Genomic DNA, 22,215 nt, shown 5'->3' on the forward strand with positions numbered 1-22,215 from the left:
CGGCTTCGCCACCGAAGCCGGGGCAGCCGTCGAAGGCGGGTCAGCCCACGTGGACGCGGGGGCGGCGGGAGCGGTCGGGCTCGGCTTCGCGCAGGACCTCGCGGGTGACCGGGGCGACCTCGCCGTGGCCGAAGAGGAAGAAGCGGAGGAAGTTGGTGAAGGGGCTGCCCTCGGTCCACTCGAAGTAGATGTGCGGCTTGGTGCCGGTGGTGTCGCGGACGTGGAGGAGAAGGGCGGCCAGCGCGTTGGGGACGGACGAGCTCTCCAGGGACAGCACGCGGTAACGGCCGTGCAGGACATGGCCGGTGACGCGCAGGGCGGACTCGAACTCGGAGGCGTCGAGGACGGTGACCTCGACGAAGACGAGGTCGTCCTCGGGCGGGATGTCGTTGTCGGCGCGGATCTGGTGCACCTTGTCGCGGTACTCGGCCGCGTCGCGCAGCCCCGGCTCGTTGGCGATGAAGCGAATGCGGCGGCTGGCGATGTCGCGGACGAACCGCGTGGCCATGTCGTCCAACTCCACGCTGGTGACGCGCAGTTCGAAGGCGCGGGCGAGCCGGGACAGCAGCGAGACGAGGATGATCCCGGCGATGAAGCAGGCGCCGATCTTGACGCCGTCGGGCCGCTCCACGACGTTGACGACCGTCGTGTAGAGGAAGACCACCGAGATCACGGCGAAGACGACCGTCCAGCGCCGCTGCCCCGCCTTGCGGGCGGCGATCGTGACGGCCAGCGCGGCCGAGCTCATCAGGACGAGGACGCCGGTCGCGTACGCGCCGCCCTGCTTGTCGACGCTGGCGTCGAAGATCCAGGTGACGAGGAAGGCGACGAGCGTGAAGACCAGCACCATCGGCCGCACCGCGCGCGCCCAGTGCGGGGCCATGCCGTACCGCGGAAGGTAGCGCGGCATCAGGTTGAGCAGGCCCGCCATCGCGGAGGCGCCCGCGAACCAGAGGATGGCGATGGTGGAGAAGTCGTAGACCGTGCCGAAGACCGACCCCAGGTACTCGTGGGCGAGATACGCCAGCGCGCGGCCGTTGGCCTTGCCGCCGGTCTCGAACTCCTTCTTCGGGATCAGCACGGTGGTGATGAAGCTGGTGCAGATCAGGAAGACGCTCATGATCAGCGCGGCCGTCGTGAGCAGCTTCTTCGTGTCGCGAATCCGGCCGACCGGCCGCTCCTCGGTGTCACCGGGGTCGCCCGCGACGTTCGGCATGACGGCGACGCCGGTCTCGAAGCCGGACATGCCGAGCGCGAGCTTGGGGAAGATCAGCAGGGACACGCCGATCATGACGAAGACGTTGCCGCGCTCGGCGGTCAGCGCGTGCGACCAGTCGGTGACGACGTGCCCGGCGGTCGCGACGTGCCAGAAGCCGGCGATGACGACCACCACGTTGAGCGCCAGATAGAGCCCGACCAGGACGACGGCGATCCCGATGGCCTCCAGGAAGCCCTTGAGGAACACCGCGCCCAGCAGCGCGACCAGGACCAGCGTGATCACCATCTGGTGGCTGTGCAGCGCCGTGGCGAAGTGCGGATTCTCCACCAGGTGGGTGGAGGCGTCGGCGGCCGAAAGGGTGATGGTGATCAGGAAGTCGGTGGCGGCGAAGCCCAGCAGCGTCAGGACGAAGAGCTTGCCCTTCCAGAACGACAGCAGCCGCTCCAGCATCGCGATGGAGCCCGCGCCGTGCGGGCTCTCCTCGGCGACCCGCCGGTAGACGGGCAGCGCGCCCGCCAGCGTGACCAGGACCAGTACGACCGTCGCGATCGGCGACAGCAGCCCGGCCGCGAGCGCCGCGATGCCGGGCTGGTAGCCGAGGGTGGAGAAGTAGTCCACGCCGGTCAGGCACATCACCCGCCACCAGCGCTGGCCCTTGTGGGCGGGCGCGGCTTCCCGCTCCGCCGCCCCGCCGCCGCCCGACTGGTGCTTGCCCATGTCGGAGAGACCTTCGAGCAGCCAGGCCCTGAAGCGGCTGCGCGGGGGCGTCGAGGACCGCTCGGGCGGGACGGTCGTGGTCATCCGGAGGGCTCCTGGGGTGCGGCGGATCGGTCGGGCCATCGCGGATGACGGCCCGGCCAGCGTACGCACCCCTGCCCCGCTGACACATGATCGGCCGCCCGGGGTGTTCCGGGCGGCCGACCAGGCATTTCATCGGGACGGTGGGGGCTTTGCCGGGGTCTGTCCCGGCGCGCCGGCCACCGCGGCCCGCGAGTCTTAACGCTTTCTTAGCGGCCCCGCGCGAAACCTGTACGGATCTCCGTATGGACTTCGCGCGAGGCGCTTGTCACGGGGTGTCGCTCATGGCGCGCTTGTCACGAGGTGTCGCTCAGCGCGCGCTTCTCACGGCGCGCTCCTCACCGCGCTCCTCGAAGGGCAGCCGTCACCACGCCGACGGAGCCGGCGGTGCCACGACCGGCGGGCGGTCGTCGCAGGTGATCGTGTTCGGCAGCTCCCACGACGCGAACCACGGCCCGGTCGTACCGCCGCCGGTGTTGCCGCCGAGGTCGGTCAGGGAGAACTCCGAGCCCGCGGGCGTGAAGTTGAAGGAACCGCAGTTGTTGACGCCGACGGCGCCGACGTTGCGCGCGACCACGTTCTCGAAGGACGCGGAGCCCGCCACCCGGCCGCTGACCACCGAGGTACCGGTGCCGTCGACCTTGATGTCCTTGAAGTGGACGTTGGTGACCGAGTACAGGTCCTTCACCGGCCAGTCGGCGACGAGCATGATCGCGTTGTACGTGTTGTCGAGGAAGTTGTCCCCGGTCACCCGGATGTCCGCGTCGATGTTCTTCTCCAGCGCGTAGAACCAGATCGCGCCGAGCCCGATGTTCCAGTTCAGTTCGTACGTGCCCGCCCTGACCGTGGTGTTGTCCGTGATCCACAGGTGGCCGGTGAACGCCTCGGAGCCGAAGCGGGAGCCGACCTGGATGGCGCTGCCCTCGCGGATCGGGTCGGCGATCAGGTTGTTGGAGACGGTGTTGTCCGTGCCGCCGTAGAGCGCGATGCCGTTGGCGAGCACCGGCGTCTGCACGGTGTTGTGGTCGATGGTGTTGCGCGCGTCCTCGGTCTTCTCCGACCACAGCGCGAGCGCGTCGTCACCGGTGTTGCGCAGGAAGTTGTTGGAGACCGTCGAATTCGTCACGCCGGTGTGGAAGTTGATGCCGTCGGCGATCTGGTCGACGATCACGTTGTTGGTGATCCTCAGATTGCTCATCGGCCCGTCGAACCACATGCCGACCTTGGTGTGCTGGATGTACAGGCCGTCGATGGTCGAGTTGCTCAGCGAGCCGCCGATGCCGTTGACCTGGTCGGTGTCGATGCGCTCCCGGACGTCGCCCTGGATCGCGAAGCCGGACAGGTGGACGTTCGAACTCCCGCCCTTCGAGGCGTCCTTGCCGTAGAAGCCGACACCGGTGTGGACGCTTCCGTCGGGCGCCGGGGTGGCGAGGTCGACTTGGTGGCCCTTGATGATCGTGTACCAGCTACCCGCGCCCTCGATCGTCACGTTGTCGACGACGATGTGCCGGTTCACCTGGTACGTGCCCGGCGGGATGTACACCTTCAGGTGCGTGAGCTTCGCGAAGGCGATGGCCTTGTCGATGGCGTTCGCCGAGTCGCGGCGGCCGGTCGGATCGGCGCCGAAGGCGAGAACGTTGGCCGCGATCAGGTCGATCTTCGGCGGCGCGACGAGCTGCGAGTCCAGCAGGTCGATCGTGGTGGTCGCGGCGGTGGCGCCCGCCGGGACCTGGAGCCGCACCTTGTCGCCCGCGCGGTACGTCTTCCCCAGCGACAGCCGCTGCTCGTCGTAGAAGTGGTTGGGGCGGAACGGCTTGGCGAACACCGGTGCGGGCGTGGTGTCCTGGGGCACGCAGGCGCACTCGGTCACCCAGTAGTCGGGGTGCAGGACGTCGGCGCCCGGGTCGTTCGAGAACGGGTACAGGTTGTAGAGCCACGCGTACTGCGAGGTGAGCGTCAGGGCCTTGCGGTCCTTGCCGTTCACCGTCACGTCGAGCGGCGAGGTGATGCCGCCGCCGGTCGGCGCGTCCGGGATGCTGTACCGCACGTTGATCGCGTTGGCGGCACTCGGAAGGGTGAACTCGACGTACTGGCCCGGCTTCAGCGACACCGCCTTGCGGCCCGACGCCTCGGCGGGCAGCGTGTACGCGTCCCGGCCGGGGCCGATGACCGTGCCGTTCGTCGCGGCGTTCTCCGCCTCCTGCTCCGCGAAGCCGACGTTCGCGCCGCGGCCGGCGACGAGCGAGGGGTCGAGCGCGGCCCGCGTCACCACCGGGGCCGTACCGCCGCCTGTTCCGCCCGATCCCGTACCCGCCAGGGCGGTCGTACCACCGGCCATGATGCTGAACCCGACGGCTACCGCGGTCGCCGTCGCGACCACGACCGCGGCTCTTCGCCGCGGTCTGCCCGACCACTCCACCACAGCGCCTGTGCTGCTCCGTGACATCGAAAGCTCGTTTCTGTCGAGACCTGCCGAGAGGGTGAGGTGACATTAGGGCGCGCGCGTCCGGTTCCACAAGGCTCATGCGAAATGATTTCGTAACCCTGCTGTCGAACTACGCCCGTTGGTTGACTTCTTGCAATCACCTGCAACTCCTGTTGCAGGCGTCCCCGCCTCCGCGCCGGAGCGATTGCCAGGAAGCGGCCCCGGCGGGGATACGAACAGGGGGAGAATCGGGGGGACTTCGGCGCCGCGCGGACGCGGAGGCGCGCGGGCGCGCAGGCACGAAGAGCGGTACCCGGGGGAGGCGACGAGGCGTGGGGCGGCGACTTGCTCCGCTGATCGCTCCGTACGAGCACGAGCACGAGCACGAGGACGCGGGGCTGCGGCAGTTGACCGCGCCGGGGCACGACGCGGAAGCCCCCGTCCTGCTCTACTTCACCGGCCACGGCCTCACGGACGACGCCGGACGGCTGCGCCTGGCGACGGTCGACACCCGCCGCGACCAGAGCCCTGCCGGTGGCGCGTCTCCGTCGGCACCTCGCTCAACGCGTCGCCCGCGGTGGCGTACGGCGCCGGGTACGTCGGCGGTATGCGGTGCCCCGCGCCGGAGGGTGGGAACCGGCGCCGGAGGGTGAGAACCGGCGCCGGCCACGACGGTACGGCTACGCCTCGGCGTCCTCGGTGGCCTTGGCCTTCTTCCCGTCGGCCTTCTTCTCAGCGGCCTTCTCCGTGGCGTCGGCCGTGTCGGTCGTGTCGGCCTCTTCGGCCTCCTCGACCTCTTCCACGTCGTCCGTGGCGTCGGCCGCGTCCGGCCTGTCGTCCTCGAAGTACGTGTCCAGCACCGCGTCCAGCTCGGCCGCCCAGGTCTTGAGCAGCGGCTTGGAGGGCGCCTCGACGTCGGTGTCGAACCAGCGGCGGGTCGAGGTGTAGACGGTGACGGAGAAGCGGCGGCCGAAGCGCGGGGTGTCGATCTCGACGGCGCCGATCTCGTCCCAGCCGAAGTCGGCGGTCTCGCCGTCCAGTTTGAAGGTGATGCCGGTGCGGTCGGCGGTGATCGAGCCGCGGCGGTCGGAGACCGAGAACACCGGGCCGGTGTCCCCCTCCGTCGCGTCCTCGTCGTCCGCCGCGCCCGTGTCCTCGGCCACGGCCTCGACGGCGGCTTGGGGCACGGCCTCGGGCGCCGGTTCCGGCTCGGCCTCGGGCGCGGCCGGGGGCGCGTCCTCCGGGGCGTCGTCGTCCACCACGGGCGCGGGCACCTCGGCGGCGGACCGCGCGGGGGGCGTCAGGCCGGGTATGTACGCCGGGTCGACTCCGGCGGGCGGTATCGGCGGGGTGTTCGGACCTGTTTTCTGCTCCACGGCGCGAAGTATGGCCGATGAACCTGTGCCCGCGACAGCCGTAACGGCCCCTGGGACCGGGATACGGGCGCGATCGTGATGCGCGCGCGCCCGGCCGCCCCCGCGCCCGGGCGAGGGGCCGACGACACCCCGACGACACCCCCGTCGGCACCTGGACGACACCCCGTGGGGCGCGCCGGGGCGGGGTGTGACGCGTTTTACCCGGCGAAAATCTGGTTCCGTGGTACCGTTGTTTTCAGTTGCAGTTGTGGTTCCCAAAGACTTACAAGTGCTCCTTCATCGGCATACGTGCTGATAGGTGCACTTTTGTATTTCCGCTGTTCTTTCCTGAACGGGGCAATCATTGCGGCGACACGGGGTCCGTAATCCGCGGGCTTCGATGTACTGCCCCTGAAGGAGATTAATATGGCTTCCGGTACCGTGAAGTGGTTCAACGCTGAAAAGGGCTTCGGCTTCATCGAGCAGGACGGCGGCGGCGCCGACGTCTTCGCCCACTACTCGAACATCGCCGCCCAGGGCTTCCGTGAGCTCCAGGAAGGCCAGAAGGTGACCTTCGACGTCACCCAGGGCCAGAAGGGCCCGCAGGCCGAGAACATCGTTCCCGCCTGACGCGTCTGAATACGCCTGACACGTTCAGCGATATAGCTGGGGCCCGCGCCTTGGGGTGCGGGTCCCGGCTTGTTGCGTTGTACGGATTTCCACCGCGTTCCGCCGTTTTCCACGGCTTCTTCATGGCGCGGAAATGTCGAAGCCACGGGAGGAAATGTCCCGACCGGCTTCGTTTCGCTTTTTATCCGGCTCGTTCTTGCGATTGTCCCCGCCGCCTCACGGCCGCCGGGAAATCCTCGATACGTGTCGCATCGAGGAAGGGTTCCTTTGAACCGCACATCTCGCACGAACGACCGTTTCAGCCGCACCCGAACGGGTGGTTCCTCCCGTACGGGCGGCTCCGGCTCGGGCTCCGGCCGCTCCGGCGGCCAGTCCCGTAGCGGCGGCGGCTCCCGCTCCGGCGGCTACGGACGGCGGCCCTCCGCGCCGCAGGGCGAGTTCGCCCTGCCGGTGACGGTCACCCCGCCGCTGCCCGCCGTCGAGTCCTTCGCCGAACTCGACCTGCCCGACGCCGTGTTGAACGCGCTGACCGTACAGGGCGTCACCGTACCGTTCCCGATCCAGGCCGCCACGCTGCCCAACACCCTCGCGGGACGTGACGTGTTGGGCCGCGGGCGCACCGGCTCCGGCAAGACGCTCGCCTTCGGCCTGGCGATGCTGGCCCGTACCGCGGGGCAGCGCGCCGAGTCCCGGCAGCCGCTCGCGCTGGTCCTGGTCCCGACCAGGGAACTCGCCCAGCAGGTCACCGACGCCCTCACCCCGTACGCCCGCACGCTGCGGCTGCGGCTGGCCACCGTCGTGGGCGGCATGTCCATCGGCCGCCAGGCCAGCGCGCTGCGCGGCGGCGCGGAGATCGTCGTGGCGACGCCCGGACGGCTCAAGGACCTCATCGACCGCGGCGAGTGCCGGCTGGACCGGGTCGCGATCACCGTGCTGGACGAGGCCGACCAGATGGCCGACATGGGCTTCATGCCGCAGGTCACCGAGCTGCTCGACCAGGTGCGGCCCGGCGGCCAGCGGATGCTGTTCTCCGCCACGCTCGACCGCAACATCGACCAGCTCGTGCGGCGCTACCTCTCCGACCCGGTGGTCCACTCCGTCGACCCGTCGGCGGGCACGGTCACCGCGATGGAGCACCACGTGCTGCACGTCCACGACGCCGACAAGTACGCGACCGTCACCGAGATCGCGGCGCGCGACGGCCGGGTGCTGATGTTCCTCGACACCAAGCACGCCGTCGACAAGCTCACCCAGCACCTGCTCAAGAGCGGTGTACGGGCGGCGGCGCTGCACGGCGGCAAGTCGCAGCCGCAGCGCACCCGTACCCTCGCGCAGTTCAAGACCGGGCATGTGACGGTGCTGGTCGCCACCAACGTGGCGGCCCGCGGCATCCACGTCGACAACCTCGACCTCGTCGTGAACGTCGACCCGCCGAGCGACCACAAGGACTATCTGCACCGCGGCGGGCGTACCGCGCGGGCGGGCGAGTCCGGCCGGGTCGTCACGCTCGTGGTGCCCAGCCAGCGCCGTGAGATGACCCGTCTGATGGCCAACGCGGGGATCGCGCCGCAGGTGGCCCAGGTGCGGTCGGGCGAGGCCGAGCTGACCCGGATCACCGGCGCCCAGGCGCCGTCCGGCATCCCGGTCACCATCACCAACCCGGCCGCCGACCGCCCGCAGCGCTCCGGCGCGCCGTCCTCCCGCGCCCGCCGCGGCCGTCCGACGTCGCAGTCCCGCCGCCGCTCGTCCCCGATGCGCGGCGCCGCGTAACCCCTCAGGGGCGCGCGACCAGCACGACCGGCGCCACCAGCACGACTGGCACCACACGTACGACGAGGGCCCGAGCCGTTCGACACGGCTCGGGCCCTCGTGCGTCCTGGCCGCGTTCGTCCTCGCGGCCGTGGTGCGCGCGCGTTCGTCGGCGGCGCGCGGAGGACTACTGCCTGGTGCCCGTGCGGGCGCCCACCGGACCCAGGGGGCCCGGCGGGAGCGGGTCGGGGGCCGGGTAGAGGTAGGCGGGGCGGCCGAGCAGCAGGCGCTGGATGAGGAAGCCGAGGGCCAGGGTGAGGGCGCCCGCCACGGCGTCGGCGAGGAAGTGGTTGCCGGTGGCGAGGATGACGGTGAAGGTGAAGAAGGGGTACAGGAAGCCCAGGACCCTGACCCACGTTCTGCGGGCCAGCGCCGCGACCGTCAGACCGCTCCAGGCCGACCACACGATGTGGACGGACGGCATCGCCGCGTACTGGTTCGACAGCGACGACACGTCGTCGTTGTCCCACGAGCCCCACGTATGGTGCGTGACCACCGTGTCGATGAAGTCCTGGCCCTCCATCAGGCGCGGCGGCGCCAGCGCGAAGAAGGTGAAGCCGATCAGGGCCACGAAGGTCGCCGCGTACAGCGCGGTGCGCGCGCTGCGGTAGCTGGCGGGGTGGCGGGCGTAGAGCCAGATCAGGACGCCGAGGGTCACGATGAAGTGCAGCGTCGCGTAGTAGTAGTTCATGCCGACGATCAGCCAGTCGATCTTGTCGATCGCGTGGTTGATCGTCAGCTCGATGTTCACGTGCAGCTTGCGCTCGGCGTTGAGGATGTCCGTGGCGCGGTGCAGCGCGGCCTCGTGGTGCTCGGGCGCGGCGCGGCGGGTCAGCGAGTACGTCTTGTACAGCACCACGCTGAAGACCAGTTCGACCAGCAGGTGCGGGCGGCCGAGGCGGCGCAGCCGGGCGGGCAGGAGCGGGCCGAGGCGGCGGAATCTGCTCCTGGGGGCCTCGGCGGGCGCGGACCCGGACTCGGGTGCGGCCTCGGGCTCCGGGGCCGCGTCCTTGCGGAGCATGCCGGTGCGGGGCTCGTCGCCACGGGGTCCGTCCGCACGGGGTCCGTCCGTCCGCGCGCCGTCCGTACGGGGCGCGTTGCGCGTCGGGGACGTCATCGGCCGCCCTCCGGCGCGGCTGCGGGCAGGACCCGTCCCGGGTGCCGGGCACCTTGTGCGGGACTCGGGGGATACGCCAGCAGCATGAAGGTTTTCACTCTCGCCGTACGGTCCGGCCGTGGCCGGCGGACTCGGACGAGATTACATCGGACACCGAAGTTTCCGTCGTCCGGGTGGCGCCGAAGTGACGAGTCACCGCCCGCCGCGACGGGGTCCCGTCCCGCTCCTGAGAGGCCGCGGACAGGTGGTCCGTGACATGCCAGGGCCTACGCTCAAGGGCATGTCCCCGCACCACCCCGCGGTTTCCCCGCCGCGACCGCTCAGCAAGTCCGCCGACGCCCGGCTGCTCACCGAGGCCGTCACCCGGCTCCGCCGTGCCCTTCGGGTGTCCGTCGGCGGCGACGACCCGTGGGAGGCGCTGCCCATGGCCCAGGTGGAATTGTTGCAGGTCCTGGGCGAGCACTCGCCCGCCCGCATCGGTGATCTGGCCGTCCGGCGACGGCTCGCCGCCAGCACCGTCAGCGGGCTCATCGGGCCCATGATCGCCGCCGGGCTCGTCGCCCGGCAGACCGATCCCGCCGACCGGCGCGCCTCGGTCGTCACGCTCACCGCTGCCGGGCGGGAGCGGCTCGCCGCGTGGACGCTGGCGCACGAGCGGCGGATGGACGCCGCGCTTGAAGCTTTGCCCGATGCTGACCTTCGGGCGGTGCGCGCGGCCCTTCCCGCCCTCTTTCGGCTCGCCGAATTCCTCGACGGCCCCGCCCCCGCCCGGGACGGCTCGCCCCTGTAGGGCCCCGGGCCCGGTCCGTTCACCGTGCGCGGGCGGGCGCTTTGAGGGCCGCTGGGCTCACCCACCCGCCTGGAGCCGACGCACAGGGGGCCCGGCCCGGAAAAGACCGGGGGACGGGCACGTGGGAACGGGGGCAGCGGCGGGGGCCCTGGAAGGATCAGGGGGTGCCCGCCAGGGCGAACGGTGGGAGAGGCGGCGTGGAGTGGTGAGCGGACCGGTCGAGGGGGAGGCGGAGGGCACGGACGGGGGCTGGTTCGGGGAGGCGGAGGGCACGGACGGGGGCCGGTTCGGGGTGGCGGAGGAGGCGGTCGAGGCCATCGGAAGCACCCTGGACGAGCAGACGACCTGCGCGGAGCTGGTCGGCTTCCTGTGCCGCCGGGTGAGCGACGCGGCGGCCGTGGACCTGCTGCCCGAGGACGTACCGGCGGACCGGCGGCCGGAGGAGCCGGCGCTGACGCGGACGGCGGCGGCGGGCAGGTCGGAGCTGCTGGAGCCGAGGACGCCGCTGAGCGCGCAGTCGCTGTCGGTGCGGGCACTGGACGAGGGGCATCCGATCACGGCGACGGCGGACGCGGACGGGAGTCTGCCGCGTACGGCGGTGTCGATGCCGCTGCTGGCGCACGGACGGCTGTACGGCGCGCTGTTGGCGGTACGGGCGGGCCGGCGGGGGTTCACGGCGGAGGAGACGGCGGCCGTGCACTACGCGGCGCGCCTGGCGGCCGTGCACCTGAGCCACGCGCGGCAGCACACGGCGGCGCACAGCACGGCGCTGAATCTCCAGCGGGCGCTGCTGGCCGAGCCCCGGCGCCCGCACCCGAACCTGGACATCGCGACCCGCTATCTCCCGGCGGGCGGCGGGAGCCTGGTGGGCGGCGACTGGTTCGAGACGGTACGGCTCAGCTTCGGCCGGACGCTGCTGGTGATCGGTGACGTGATGGGCCACGGCCTGGACGCGGCCGTGGACATGAACGCGTACCGCTCGATGCTGCGGTACGTGGCCTCGGCGGATCTGCCGCCGCACCGCGTGCTGCGCCAGCTCGACGCGGCCGTGGCCGAGGACGGCACCCGCCGCCCTGCGACATGTCTGCTGGTCCGGGTCGACCCGGCGCGGGGCAGCGTGGCACTGGTCAGCGCGGGGCACCTGCCGCCGGTGCTGTTCTCGGCGGACGGCGCGGGCAGCCTGCTGCACCTGCCCGTGGGGCCGCCGCTGGGCACGGGCGTCGGCGGCTACGAGCTGACCACCCGTGACATCACCCCCGACCAGACGCTGGTGATGTTCACCGACGGCCTGGTCGAGCGGCGCAAGGAGGACATCGACGTCTCCCTGGCCCGCCTCGCCGATCTGCGGCTCCCGCCGGGCGCCGCGATCCAGGCCGTCCTGGACGAAGTCCTCACCCGGCTGGACGCCACCCGCGCCGAGGACGACGTCGCCGTGCTCGCCGCCCGCCTCCACCCCCGCGCGCGCCGCCTGCCCTCCTGACCCGGTGGCCCCCGGGCCCCGCCGCTGTTACAGAACTGTGGCGGTCCCGCCCTCGGGCGGTCCACAACCGGCCTTAGCTTCCGGGGGTGTTGGGGAAAAAGTGGCTGAAGTTAAGGCGGTTGGGCCGAGGCGCGGCACGCGCGGTACGCGTGACCCGTGCGAAACGCGTGGCCCGTGTGTTGCGGCCGCGCTATCCACGGCCGGGGCGGCGCGGGATACGGCGGTGGGTGCCGTCGCTGCGCCAGGCGTCGCTGCTGGCGCTGTGGGTGCTGGTGACGCTGACCGCCGTGGTGGGAGTGGCGTACGCGCGGACCCGGATACCCACCGACCTCAATGAATTCGCCACGCAGCAGGACAACGTCTACTACTGGGCCGACGGCACCGAGATGGCGCGGGTGGGCCCGGTGGACCGGCAGGCGATGCCGCTGGACCGGATACCCACGAGCGTGCAGTGGGCGGTGCTGGCCGCCGAGAACGCCTCCTTCTACTCCGACCACGGCGTCTCGCCGAAGGGCATCGGCCGGGCCGTCGCCACCATGGTGACCGGCGGCGACACCCAGGGCGGCTCCACCATCACCCAGCAGTACGTGAAGAACGTCTACCTCAACCAGAACCAGACGCTCTCCCGCAAGATCACCGAGATGTTCATCTCGGTGAAGCTGGACCAGAAGATGAGCAAGAGGCAGATCCTCGACGGCTACCTCAACACCGCCTGGTTCGGGCGCGGTACGTACGGCGTGCAGCGCGCCGCGAAGGCGTACTACGGCAAGGACGTCTCCCAGCTCAACGCCGGCGAGGGGGCCTTCCTGGCCACGCTGCTCAAGGGCGCCGCGCTCTACGACCCCGCGATCAGCCCGGCCAACCACCAACGGGCGGTGGCCCGTTGGAAGTGGGTGCTGGACCGGATGGTGAAGACCGGTCAGCTCTCGCGCGCCGAGCGCGCCGCGTACACCGTCTTCCCCGAGCCCAAGGCGCCGCCGAAACCCGTAGGGCTGAGCGGGCAGACCGGCTATCTCGTCGACACCGCGCGGGCGTACGTGTCCGCGCACGGCGACATCTCCGACGCGCGCTTCGACCTGGGCGGCTACCAGATCTACACGACCTTCGAGCGCCCGCGCGTCGACGCCCTGGCCGAGGCCGTGCGGCACGAGACCGCGGGCCTCGCACCGAAGGCGAGGACCGCCGACCGGAACGTCCGCGTCGGCGCCGCGTCCGTCGCCACCGACGGCCGGATCGTCGCGCTCTACGGCGGCCCCGACTACATCGAGCAGGGCTTCGACGACGCCAACATCGCGATCGTGCCGGTCGGTACGGCCTACGCGCCGTTCGTCTACGCGGCCGGACTGCGGGACGGCGCGCTGCTCACCCGCGGCGCGCCGCGTACGCCCGTCACCCCCGACTCGGTCTACGACGGCGACGACAAGGTGCCGATACGGACTCCGGAGGGGCCGTACTGGAGCCGGGACGGCACGATCGTGAAGAGCCGCAACGACGGCGGGAAGTCCTGGGGGCGGATCAGCCTGCGGCAGGCGGTGGCGGACTCCGTCAACGGCCCGATCACCCAACTCGGCATGGACGTCGGCCTGGACCGGGTGCGGAAGGCGTCCGTCGACGCCGGGCTGCTGCCGCGCGGTTTCGGCGAGCAGGTGCCCGCCTTCGCCACCGGCACCGGCGTCACCCCGAGCCCGATCCGGGTCGCGAGCGCGTACGGCACCTTCGCCGCCGCGGGCGCGCACACCGATCCGTACTCCGTGCTCAAGGTCACCCGCGACGGGCAGCGCGTGGACATCGAACAGCCCGCTGTCACGCACCCGTTCACCCCGAAGGTCGCGGGCGAGGTGGACGACGCGCTCAAGGACGCGGTGACCGGCGGGACCGCGCGCCGCGCGGTGAGGGCGGGCGGCGGGCTCGCGGGCAGGACGGATCTGGCGGGCAAGACGGGCACGGCGGCCGGGGACCTGTCGGCCTGGTACGTCGGCTACCCACCGAGGGGGGCGCGGGCCGCGGCGGTGGCGACGTCGGTCGCCGTCTTCCGACTCGACCCGAAGACGCAGGAGTTGCTGCCGCTGACCGGGACCGGCGGGCCGTCGAAGGCCACGAAGGAGTTCGGCAGCACGTATCCCGTCGACATCTGGACGCGGTACGTGGCGGCGGCCGGCTGAGCGGGCCGGGCCCCTCGGCGCGGGGCCCGGCCGCCGGTCCCCTGATCTCTCCGCCAGGACCGGCTACTTGGCGGGAAACGTCGTCCAGTCCGGCGACTCGCTCGGGTCGAGGCCGCGCAATTCGGCCAGCACCGCCGGGTCCTGGACGTCCAGCCAGTCGGACAGCTCCTTGAACGACACGCAGCGCACCCCGTCCCGGTGGCAGACGTCCTTCACCACGTCCTCGACGGCCTGCATGTAGATGCCGCCGTTCCACGTCTCGAAGTGGTTGCCGATGAACAGCGGCGCCCGGTTGCCGTTGTAGACGCGCTCGAAGCCGTTCAGATAGCCCTGCCGGGTCTCGCGCTCCCAGGCCGGGAACTTCGCCGGGTCGCCCTGGGTCTGCTCGCCGCCCGACTGGTTGTAGAGGAAGTTGAAGTCCATCGACAGGACCTGGAAGTCCTTGCCGGGGTAGGGCATCAGCTCCAGCGGGAAGTTCCACACCCCGCCCGACTTGGCGGGCCAGAGCTGGAAGTCGCCGGGCGAACTGGCGTCGTACCGCCAGCCCAGCGCCTTGGCCGCGGGCAGCAGATTCTTCTGCCCCTCCAGGCACGGCGCGCGCCCGCCGACCAGCTCACGGCCGTAGTCGAAGGGCAGCGGCGGGAGGTCGGTGAAGCCGGTGTTCGTCTTCCAGTGCTCCACGAACGAGTACGCCTGGGCGATCTCCTTGCGCCAGTCCGCGGTGCTCCACGTGCCGCCGCCGCCCGCGTCGGGCGCGCAGAAGTGCCCGTTGAAGTGCGTCCCGATCTCGTCCCCGTCCTGCCAGGCCAGCCGCAGTTGCTCCAGCGTCTCCTTGATGTGCGCGTCGGTCGGGAAGTCGATCGCGGACGTCCCGGCCGCGTGCCGGGGCGGGTGGTAGAGCGACCGCTTCGCGTCCGGGACCAGGTAGATACCGGACAGGAAGAACGTCATGTTCGCGTTGTTCTCCTTGGCCAACTCCCGGAAGCGCGAGAACAGATGGTCGTCGTTCTCCAGCGCGCCGTCCCAGGAGAACACCACGAACTGCGGCGGTTTCTCGCCCGGCTTGAGCTTCTCCGGCTTCGGCTGGTGCGGCTGCGGGCCGGTGTACGCGGTGGACCCGTCGCCGATCGGACCCTTCGTCTCGGTGACGGTCGGCGTCGGTGTCGGCGTCCCCGTCGGTGGCCGCGCCGTCCTCGGGCTCGGCGCGCGGCTGGTCGGCGTCGCCCGCGACCGCGCCGCCGCGTCGTCCGCCTTGCCACCGCCGTCCCCGCCTGCGCCTGCGCCTGCGCCTCCGCCGGTCAGCGTCGCGACCAGCGCGACCGCCACTCCCGCGGCGCCCACCGCCGACGCCCCCGCCACCGCCGCCTTCGGCCGCTGCCTGACCCACGACCGCATCGCCGCTAATTTCACCGTCGCCCCTTGCTCCCCACCGGCACCGCACACGTCCGGCGCCAGTATTGACCGCCTTGCTGTGTATGCAGACGCGCGTTCGGGGCGTCCTGTCACAGCCGATACGGCGGAATCGGCGGCGGCGGGGTATGCCGAAGGGCCCGGCGGAGGGTCGCTCCGCCGGGCCCTTCGGGAGATCGGTCAGCGGCGGCCGAAGGAGCGGAGGTAGGACAGGGTCGGGGAGCCGACACCGGTCGCGTTGTCGAAGCCGCGGACCGCGTTGAGCGAGGTGTCCTCGCCGAAGGCGGCGAGGCGCACGGCGAGGGTGCCGTTGACCAGGCCGAAGTCGGCGACGTTGCTCAGCGGGGCCTTGTGGTGGTGGGCGGCGTTCTGGTCCACGACGTCCTTGAACAGCCCGGCGCGGGCGTAGATCGCCGGGTTGGCGAAGCCGATGGCGTGGTGCCTGGCCTGGATGGCGTCGGCCTGGACCGCGGCGAATTCCGGCGCCGAGACGCTGGTGCCGCCGTAGCCGCCCTCGCTGTACGGGGCGCCGTCGGAGATGCCGACGAGGACCGAGGTGTACAGGTCACCGTTCATCGAGACGTCCGGCGTGACGCGCTGGGCCGTACGGCTCTTCGCGCCGGTCATCAGCGTGTGCGACAGCGAGCCGGGCACGACGCCGCGCTGGTACGCGGGCTGTGCGAAGTCCTCGCTGGTGCCGCCGCCGCCGCCGAAGTAGAACGGGGCCGGGGGAGCGGGGGTCCAGCTCTTGCCGTCGGCCGACAGGTTGGAGCGCAGCGTGCCCATGTCGGTCTCGAAGCCGTACGCGCCGCTCTTGTCCTTCAGACCGAGCGCGGTGCCGCCGACCGAGGTCACCCACGGGTCGGAGTCGGGCCAGTTGGCCTGCGCGCGCGAGGTGTCGGGCTGGCAGTTGACGCCGGTCGCGGCGGCCAGCGGGCTGCTGTCGCCGCAGTCGCCCGCGGAGAAGCCGATGGTGATGCCCTCGACGGCGGCCTGCTTGAAGACCTGCTCGTAGGCGGCGATCAGCGACGAGGTGACGTCGGCGTCGTCCGTGGTGTGCATGATCTCGCCCCACGAGTTGGAGACGACATCGGCCAGGTGGTTGTCGACGATGGTGCTGATGGCGCCCAGCAGGTCGTTGTCGTCGCAGGAGTTGGCGCCCACGTAGACGACCTTGGCGTCGGGCGCGAGGCCGTGCGCCATCTCGACGTCCAGCGCCTCTTCCGGCGCCCAGCCCTCGGGGCCGCCGCACAGGTCCTGGTTGGTCCACTGCGACGGGTCGACGACCTCGCTGTACTGGCCGGACCTGAACGCCTTGTCACCGTGCGCGGTCGCGTACTGGTTGGCGTCCGCCAGCATGGTGGAGCTGCCGTACGCGTCCACGATCGCGATCGTCGCGCCCTTGCCGGTCAGTCCCGAGGCGGTGATGCCGTACGCCTTGCGGAGCTGCGAGGGGTAGAACGAGCACTGGTCGAACGGCACGTCGGACGTGGTGTATCCGGCCGGCGCGCCCTTGGCGATCTTCTGGCCCCAGTAGTCGGAGCAGGTCGCGGTGGTCGGCAGTCCGGCGTCGGGCTTGCCGCTCCTGGCCGGGGTCGCGGCGGAGCGGGCCGTGGTGTCGTCGACGCGGTGCGAGTTCGGCTTGGCGACGTTGGCGCCGGGCGTGGTGAAGCCCGTCACGCCGAGGATCGCGGAGGAGACGGACGCGGGGACCACGACGTCACGGGCCGGGGCGTGCCGCAGCGTGCCCGAGACGCGGTACTGGTGGATGCCGGTGCCGAACGCCTTGGTGACCGCCGCGTTGGTGCCCTTGACGGTGATCGCGTGGTCGGAGGTGCTCACGACCTTCAGGCCGGAGTCGGCCGCCCACTTCCGGACCGCGGAGACCTGCGCCTTGGTGGCGCCGAAGCGCGCCTTGTACGCGGCCGGGCTCAGGAACTCGCCGTAGCTCGCGTTGCTCGGGTCGGACACGGCCGTCGCGTACTTCGTCAGGCCCGCGGCGTCCTGGCCCGCCAGGTACACGGTGCCGGTGATCTCGGTGTTCGCCGCGACCGAGCCCTGGTCGGCGGAGGCGGTGGCCCAGTCCGGGTGGCTCTGCGCGATGGTCTTGGCCGCGGGCGCGGGGCCGCTGGCCTGCGAGGGCATGGCGAGGATCAGGGACCCGGACACCATGGCCAGCGAGGCCGCCGCGACCACCGCTGCGCGGGCCCGTGCGACACGGGGTTTTTGTATGTCGTTGATGACGACTCCAACGTGAGGTCAGGAACAGGACAAGGACGAGACCTGGATCGTGGTGCGATAGCTGCGTGTTGCACGCTTTTGACGGGCGACGGCTGTAGTGTGCACGCCACTTCCAGACGCTGGGAATGCCGAACAGCCGTCCTTAGCTGGACCTTTAACCACCGGGCGGGGATTTCGGCGGGCTTAGGTCATATGCCGGGTCTCGGACCGCATAAGGGCTGGCGCGATCACGTCGGACGGCCGGGGTATACGCGCGTCCGGCCCGCGGCCCCGCGGGTCCCGGTGCGGCGCGGGTGCGTTCCGCCGTCCCTGTCATCTGTCAGGAGCGGGCCCGCCGGGCCGTGCCTACGGTGGTGGGTGTCCGGCCGGACCGGTCCGCACGGGGGAGCCCCCGCGCCCGAACTCGGCCGTCTCGCCGGGGCCGAGCCGCAGCAGCCTCGGGCGCCGCCCGGCCGGTTCCTCTCCCCACCGTGCGTCGGATTCCTCGGGCAACTGCACAATCACCGTGTCCACGCCCGACCCCCTTCCCACCCCAAGCGTCACACCTGTTGCGCAGGAGGGGACGCCCTTCGGGAAGAGCCGGTTGCGTGACCACCCCAGGATGACCGAGAAGCGTTCACTCGTTCGGGTGATGCCGGGGTCACGTTCCGTGCCCGTCCCCGAGCCGGCGGGGCGGTCCCCTCAGCCCTCCTCGCGGACGACCACGGCGCTCGCGGGCGGCAGGACGGCGCCCTCGGAAGGAAGGGCGCGGGACGCCAGGAGATCGTGGCCCCGCACGGGGACGCGGACCTCGGCCGGGGAGTGGTTGAGGAGGAAGAGGTACGCGCGGCCGTCGTCGCTGTGGCGGCGGACCGCCTCGACGCCCGCCGGAAGACCGGGGAGTTCGGGCTCCGCGCCGCAGGCCCGTATCAAGCCGCCGATCAGCGCGGTGTACGAGGCGGGGGACAGCCAGGTGGAGGCGTACCAGGCGGTGCCCCGGCCGTGGGCGTGCCGGGTGACGGCGGCCCGGCCGGTCAACGGCCCTTCCGTGTAACCGATTTCGGCCGTCGCGCCCTCCAGCAGCAGCGCCTCGGTCCAGGTGGTGCCGGCGCCGCCGTCGGTCAGGGGGACGGCGGCGCCGGACGGCAGGGGGCGGAACTCCTCGGCGCGCAGGCCGAGCAGTGGCCGCAGCGGGCCCGGCGCCCCGCCGGGCCACGCGCGGTAGTGGGGGTCGACGGCGCCGCTGAAGCACTCGACCAGCAGGGTGCCGCCGCCCTCGACGTAGGCGGTGAGCGCGGCGGCGGACTCCTCGGAGACCAGGTGCAGGCTGGGGGCGAGAACGAGCCGGTACGCGGACAGGTCGGCGGACGGGTGCGCGAAGTCGGTGGTGATCCCGGCGTCCCACAGGGCGCGGTGGGCGCGCTTGAGCGCGGGCAGGTACGGGAGTTCCGGCGTGGGCAGGACGGGGGTGTCCAGCGCCCACCACACGTCCGGGTCGTGCAGGACGGCCGCCCGCGCCCGTACGGTCGAGCCGGTCACCTCGGCCAGCGCGGCCACGGCGCGGCCGGTTTCGACGGTCTCGCGGAAGATCCGGGTGTCCGGCCCCGCGTGCGGGACCATCGCGGAGTGCCAGATCTCGGCCCCGGCCGGTGACTGCCGCCACTGGAAGAACAGCACGCCCTCCGAGCCGCGCGCGATGTGGCTCAGCGAGTGCCGCAGGATGTCGCCCGGCTCCTTGGGCAGGACGAGGTCGCCCGCGTAGACGGTGCTGGTGGCCTGCTCGATCAGCAGCCACGGCCTGCCGCCGCCGAAGGAGCGCGCCCGGTCCGCGCCGAAGGCGGTGTCTGCGGCGGCGTCCAGGCCCGGCGCGTCCGGGTAGTGGTCCACGCCCACCAGGTCGACCTCGCGGCCGAACGCCCACAGGTCGAGCACCTGGTAGCCGGGCAGCATCACGTTGGTGGTGACCGGCACCCGGCTGTGCGCACGGATCGCGTCGCGCTGCTCGCGGTAGGCGGTCAGCGCGAGGTCCGACCAGAACCGCCGGAAGTCCAGCACCTGGCCGGGGTTGGGCCGCCACTGCGTGGCGCGCGGCGGCTGGATCTGCTCCCACGCGCCGTAGCGCTGGCTCCAAAAGGCGGTGCCCCAGGCCCGGTTGACGGCTTCCAGGGTGCCGTACCGCTCGCGCAGCCAGCGCCGGAAGGCGTCGGCGGCGTGCTCGCAGTGGCAGACGGTCGCGTACTCGTTGTGCACGTGCCACAGCGCGACCGCCGGGTGCTCGCCGTACCGGGCCGCCAAAGCCTCGGCGACGGCGCGGGCGGCCTGCCGGTAGGCGGGCGCGGCCAGGCAGTACGTGTCGCGGCTGCCGTGGGTCAGCCGGGTGCCGTCGGGGGTGACGGGCAGCGCGTCGGGGTGCGCGAGGCCGAACCACGGCGGCGGCTGCGCGGTGGGCGTGGCCAGGTCCACGGCCACGCCCGCGGCGTGCAGCCGCTCCAGCCGGGCGTCCAGTGGCGCGAAGTCGTAGCGCCCCGGCTCCGGTTCGAGCTCCGCCCAGCCGAAGACGTTCAGCGTCACCAGATTCACCCCGGCCCGCCGCATCAGCTCCTCGTCCTCGCGCCGTACGGCCGGGTCGTCGGCGAACTGCTCGGGGTTGTAGTCGCCGCCGAAGGCGGGGCCGCCGAGCCGGGCGGTCAGCCAACCGGCCGGATCGGCGCGGGAGTCGGGGACGGTGTTCATGGAAGGGCTCACCTCGGCTCCGCGATCGGCAGCCGCGCGCCGTCCCGCAGGAACAGCGGAATGCGGTCGAGCGGCGCCGCGGCCGTCACCGTACGGCCGCCGTCGTGCTCCTCGCCCGTCCACGCGTCCGTCCACCGCGCGCCCGCCGGGAGGTAGACCTCCCGCGTGACCGCGCCCGCCTCGGTGACCGGCGCCACCAGCAGGTCGGGCCCGAGCAGGAAGGCGTCGCGGATGCCCCACGCGTCCTGGTCGTCGGGGAACTCCAGCAGCAGCGGCCGCATCGGCGGCACCCCGCTGCGGGCCGTCACCCGCATCTGCTCGGCGATGTACGGCCGCAGCCGCTCGCGCAGCCGCAGATACGACGCCAGGACCGCGTACGCCCGCCCGCCGTAGGACCAGACCTCGTTGGGCAGGCCGGTCATGCCCGGCTCCAGGACCTGTTCCGGGCCGCGGAAGCCGTGCAGGCGGAACAGCGGGCAGAAGGCGCCGTACTGGAACCAGCGGACCAGCACCTCACGGTAGGCGGGGTCGTCGGGGTCGCCGCCGTGGAAGCCGCCGATGTCGGTGGTCCACCACGGGATGCCGGAGAGCATCACATTGAGCCCGGCGGTGATCTGGGCGCGCAGCGACGCGAAGTCGGTGCCGATGTCGCCCGACCACAGGGCGGCGCCGTAGCGCTGGGCGCCCGCCCACGACGAGCGGTTGAGGGTCAGCACCTCGCTGTGCCCGGCCGCGCGCAGCCCGTCGTGCACCATGCGCGCGTGCTCGCGTGGGTAGAGGTTGGCGACTTCGAGCCCGGGCCCCGCGTGGAAGCGCAGATTGGCGGGGTAGTTGGGCTTCAGCTCCGGTTCGTCGGCGTCCAGCCAGAACACCGAGACGCCGTGCGCCAGGTAGTTGGCGGCCAGCTTCTCCCACACGTACGCGCGGGCCTCGGGGTGCGTGGCGTCGTAGAAGGCGACCTGCGCCGCGTACGCGCCGAGGCCCTTGTCCGGCCAGTCGGCGTGCGCGAGCGGGCCGTACTCGGTGCCGATCAGCAGTCCGCGGTCCCACATCGGCGCGTGGTTCTCGCTGGCCGGGCTGACCGACGGCCACACCGAGACCATCAACTTCACCCTCATGGAGTCGAGTTCGCGGACCATCGCGGCCGGGTCCGGCCACTCCGCCGGGTCGAAGCGCCAGTCGCCCAGGTGCGTCCAGTGGAAGAAGTCGCAGACGATGACGGACAGCGGCAGCTCGCGGCGGCGGTACTCGCGGGCGACCTCCAGCAGCTCCTCCTGCGTGCGGTAGCGCAGCTTGCACTGCCAGAAACCCGTGGCCCAGTCCGGGAGTTCGGGACTGTGGCCGGTGGCGTCGGCGTACCGGCGCAGGATCGCGCCGGGGTCGCCCGCGGTGAACCAGTAGTCGATCTGCCGGGCGCTGTCGGCGACCCAGCGGGTGCCGGTGACGCCCAGCTCGACCCGGCCGACCGCCGGGGAGTTCCACAGCAGGCCGTAGCCGCGGCTGGAGATCAGCAGCGGCACGGTCACCTCGCCGTTGCGCTGCACGAGGTCGAGGACCGCGCCCTTCTGGTCGAAGAGTCCGTGTCCGTGCTGGCCCAGGCCGTAGCAGCGCTCGTCCGCGTAGGCGCGGAAGCGCTGCTCCAGGCGGTGGTAGCCGTTGCCGGTGGCCGTGTAGAGGCGCGGGCCCGGCCACCAGAAGTGCGGCGGCTCCTCGGCCAGCAGCTCTGCGCCGTCGTCGGTGCGCTCAAAGGTCAACCGGCCCGCCGCGGCGGGCAGTTCCGGGGTCAGCCGGCCCTCGGCGCAGGCGTCGATCCGTACGGTCAACGCGCCGTTGACGAGGGTCGCCGAGTCGCCGTGCACGGTGATCGCGGTGGTGGCGCCGGGCGGCGGCGCGTCCAGCGCGCCGGGCAGATCCTCGACGATCTCCCCGGCGGGCGTGGACCGCACCCGGACCGCGTCCGGGCCCCACGCCTCGACCCGCAACGTCTCACCCCTGGCCCGCCATTCGAGGGCGTGCTCGCGGATGCGGAAGTGCTCTGCCATGCGGTGGCTCTCCTGACGTTTCTGT

Annotated in this window: 13 protein-coding genes and 1 pseudogene; 5 read left to right on the forward strand and 9 right to left on the reverse strand. The window is 71.9% G+C overall.

The features are described 5' to 3' along the window. Positions 1 to 40: 40 nt before the first annotated feature. The 3 genes from ABZX65_RS17030 to ABZX65_RS17040 all read right to left on the reverse strand — a co-directional run bounded on the left by ABZX65_RS17030 (position 41) and on the right by ABZX65_RS17040 (position 5,818). On the reverse strand, positions 41 to 2,020 hold the full coding sequence (locus ABZX65_RS17030; protein ID WP_355339728.1) for an amino acid transporter: 1,980 nt from the start codon (positions 2,018 to 2,020) through the stop codon (positions 41 to 43). Positions 2,021 to 2,381: 361 nt separating this feature from the next. Continuing rightward, a complete protein-coding gene (locus ABZX65_RS17035; protein WP_355340139.1) occupies positions 2,382 to 4,355 on the reverse strand; it encodes a glycosyl hydrolase family 28-related protein in 1,974 nt (657 codons plus the stop codon). Positions 4,356 to 5,122: 767 nt separating this feature from the next. Next, positions 5,123 to 5,818: a hypothetical protein gene (locus ABZX65_RS17040; protein WP_355339731.1), complete on the reverse strand. Its 696-nt coding sequence runs from the start codon at positions 5,816 to 5,818 to the stop codon at positions 5,123 to 5,125. Positions 5,819 to 6,223: 405 nt separating this feature from the next. Between ABZX65_RS17040 and ABZX65_RS17045 the strand changes: the two genes are divergently transcribed. Together ABZX65_RS17045 and ABZX65_RS17050 are read left to right on the forward strand one after the other, a co-directional pair. Continuing rightward, positions 6,224 to 6,427 carry a cold-shock protein gene (locus ABZX65_RS17045; RefSeq protein WP_161307368.1) on the forward strand — a complete coding sequence of 68 codons (204 nt, stop codon included), beginning with the start codon at positions 6,224 to 6,226 and terminating at the stop codon, positions 6,425 to 6,427. A gap of 267 nt (positions 6,428 to 6,694) precedes the next feature. Continuing rightward, a complete protein-coding gene (locus ABZX65_RS17050; protein WP_355339736.1) occupies positions 6,695 to 8,197 on the forward strand; it encodes a DEAD/DEAH box helicase in 1,503 nt (500 codons plus the stop codon). Between the two features lie 166 nt (positions 8,198 to 8,363). On the opposite strand, the gene ABZX65_RS17055 is transcribed toward ABZX65_RS17050, so the two are convergent. After that, positions 8,364 to 9,353, reverse strand: a complete 990-nt coding sequence (locus ABZX65_RS17055; RefSeq protein ID WP_355339739.1) for a phosphatase PAP2 family protein — start codon at positions 9,351 to 9,353, stop codon at positions 8,364 to 8,366. 280 nt (positions 9,354 to 9,633) lie between these two features. On the opposite strand from ABZX65_RS17055, the gene ABZX65_RS17060 reads away from it, so the two are divergent. The 3 genes from ABZX65_RS17060 to ABZX65_RS17070 all read left to right on the forward strand — a co-directional run bounded on the left by ABZX65_RS17060 (position 9,634) and on the right by ABZX65_RS17070 (position 13,785). Continuing rightward, positions 9,634 to 10,143, forward strand: coding sequence for a MarR family winged helix-turn-helix transcriptional regulator (locus tag ABZX65_RS17060; protein ID WP_355339742.1), 510 nt, complete (start codon positions 9,634 to 9,636; stop codon positions 10,141 to 10,143). 205 nt (positions 10,144 to 10,348) lie between these two features. Beyond that, a complete protein-coding gene (locus ABZX65_RS17065) occupies positions 10,349 to 11,623 on the forward strand; it encodes a GAF domain-containing SpoIIE family protein phosphatase (RefSeq protein WP_355339745.1) in 1,275 nt (424 codons plus the stop codon). A gap of 227 nt (positions 11,624 to 11,850) precedes the next feature. Further along, positions 11,851 to 13,785, forward strand: a complete 1,935-nt coding sequence (locus ABZX65_RS17070) for a transglycosylase domain-containing protein (protein WP_355339748.1) — start codon at positions 11,851 to 11,853, stop codon at positions 13,783 to 13,785. Between the two features lie 63 nt (positions 13,786 to 13,848). Here the strand turns inward: ABZX65_RS17070 and ABZX65_RS17075 are convergent, their stop codons facing one another. The 5 genes and pseudogenes from ABZX65_RS17075 to ABZX65_RS17095 all read right to left on the reverse strand — a co-directional run bounded on the left by ABZX65_RS17075 (position 13,849) and on the right by ABZX65_RS17095 (position 22,190). Further along, positions 13,849 to 15,180, reverse strand: coding sequence for a hypothetical protein (locus ABZX65_RS17075; RefSeq protein ID WP_355339751.1), 1,332 nt, complete (start codon positions 15,178 to 15,180; stop codon positions 13,849 to 13,851). 195 nt (positions 15,181 to 15,375) lie between these two features. Next, positions 15,376 to 17,391, reverse strand: a complete 2,016-nt coding sequence (locus ABZX65_RS17080; RefSeq protein WP_355339754.1) for a S53 family peptidase — start codon at positions 17,389 to 17,391, stop codon at positions 15,376 to 15,378. A gap of 423 nt (positions 17,392 to 17,814) precedes the next feature. Then, positions 17,815 to 17,949 (reverse strand): annotated as a pseudogene (locus ABZX65_RS17085) (serine/threonine protein kinase); the annotation flags it as partial. Between the two features lie 168 nt (positions 17,950 to 18,117). After that, positions 18,118 to 20,148, reverse strand: a complete 2,031-nt coding sequence (locus tag ABZX65_RS17090) for a beta-galactosidase (RefSeq protein ID WP_355339757.1) — start codon at positions 20,146 to 20,148, stop codon at positions 18,118 to 18,120. An 8-nt stretch (positions 20,149 to 20,156) separates the two neighbouring features. Continuing rightward, complete coding sequence (locus tag ABZX65_RS17095) at positions 20,157 to 22,190, reverse strand: TIM-barrel domain-containing protein (protein WP_355339760.1); 2,034 nt, start codon at positions 22,188 to 22,190, stop codon at positions 20,157 to 20,159. Positions 22,191 to 22,215: the final 25 nt, after the last annotated feature.

The organism is Streptomyces sp. NPDC003300 (assembly GCF_040610915.1).
Lineage (GTDB): Bacteria > Actinomycetota > Actinomycetes > Streptomycetales > Streptomycetaceae > Actinacidiphila.

Bases quoted from the DNA above. Each gene is read 5' to 3' on its own strand.
- ABZX65_RS17075 (WP_355339751.1), bottom strand. From the start codon at position 15,180: ATGCGGTCGTGGGTCAGGCAGCGGCCGAAGGCGGCGGTGGCGGGGGCG.
- ABZX65_RS17045 (WP_161307368.1), top strand. From the start codon at position 6,224: ATGGCTTCCGGTACCGTGAAGTGGTTCAACGCTGAAAAGGGCTTCGGC.
- ABZX65_RS17030 (WP_355339728.1), bottom strand. From the start codon at position 2,020: ATGACCACGACCGTCCCGCCCGAGCGGTCCTCGACGCCCCCGCGCAGC.
- ABZX65_RS17095 (WP_355339760.1), bottom strand. From the start codon at position 22,190: ATGGCAGAGCACTTCCGCATCCGCGAGCACGCCCTCGAATGGCGGGCC.
- ABZX65_RS17055 (WP_355339739.1), bottom strand. From the start codon at position 9,353: ATGACGTCCCCGACGCGCAACGCGCCCCGTACGGACGGCGCGCGGACG.
- ABZX65_RS17060 (WP_355339742.1), top strand. From the start codon at position 9,634: ATGTCCCCGCACCACCCCGCGGTTTCCCCGCCGCGACCGCTCAGCAAG.
- ABZX65_RS17035 (WP_355340139.1), bottom strand. From the start codon at position 4,355: ATGGCCGGTGGTACGACCGCCCTGGCGGGTACGGGATCGGGCGGAACA.
- ABZX65_RS17090 (WP_355339757.1), bottom strand. From the start codon at position 20,148: ATGAACACCGTCCCCGACTCCCGCGCCGATCCGGCCGGTTGGCTGACC.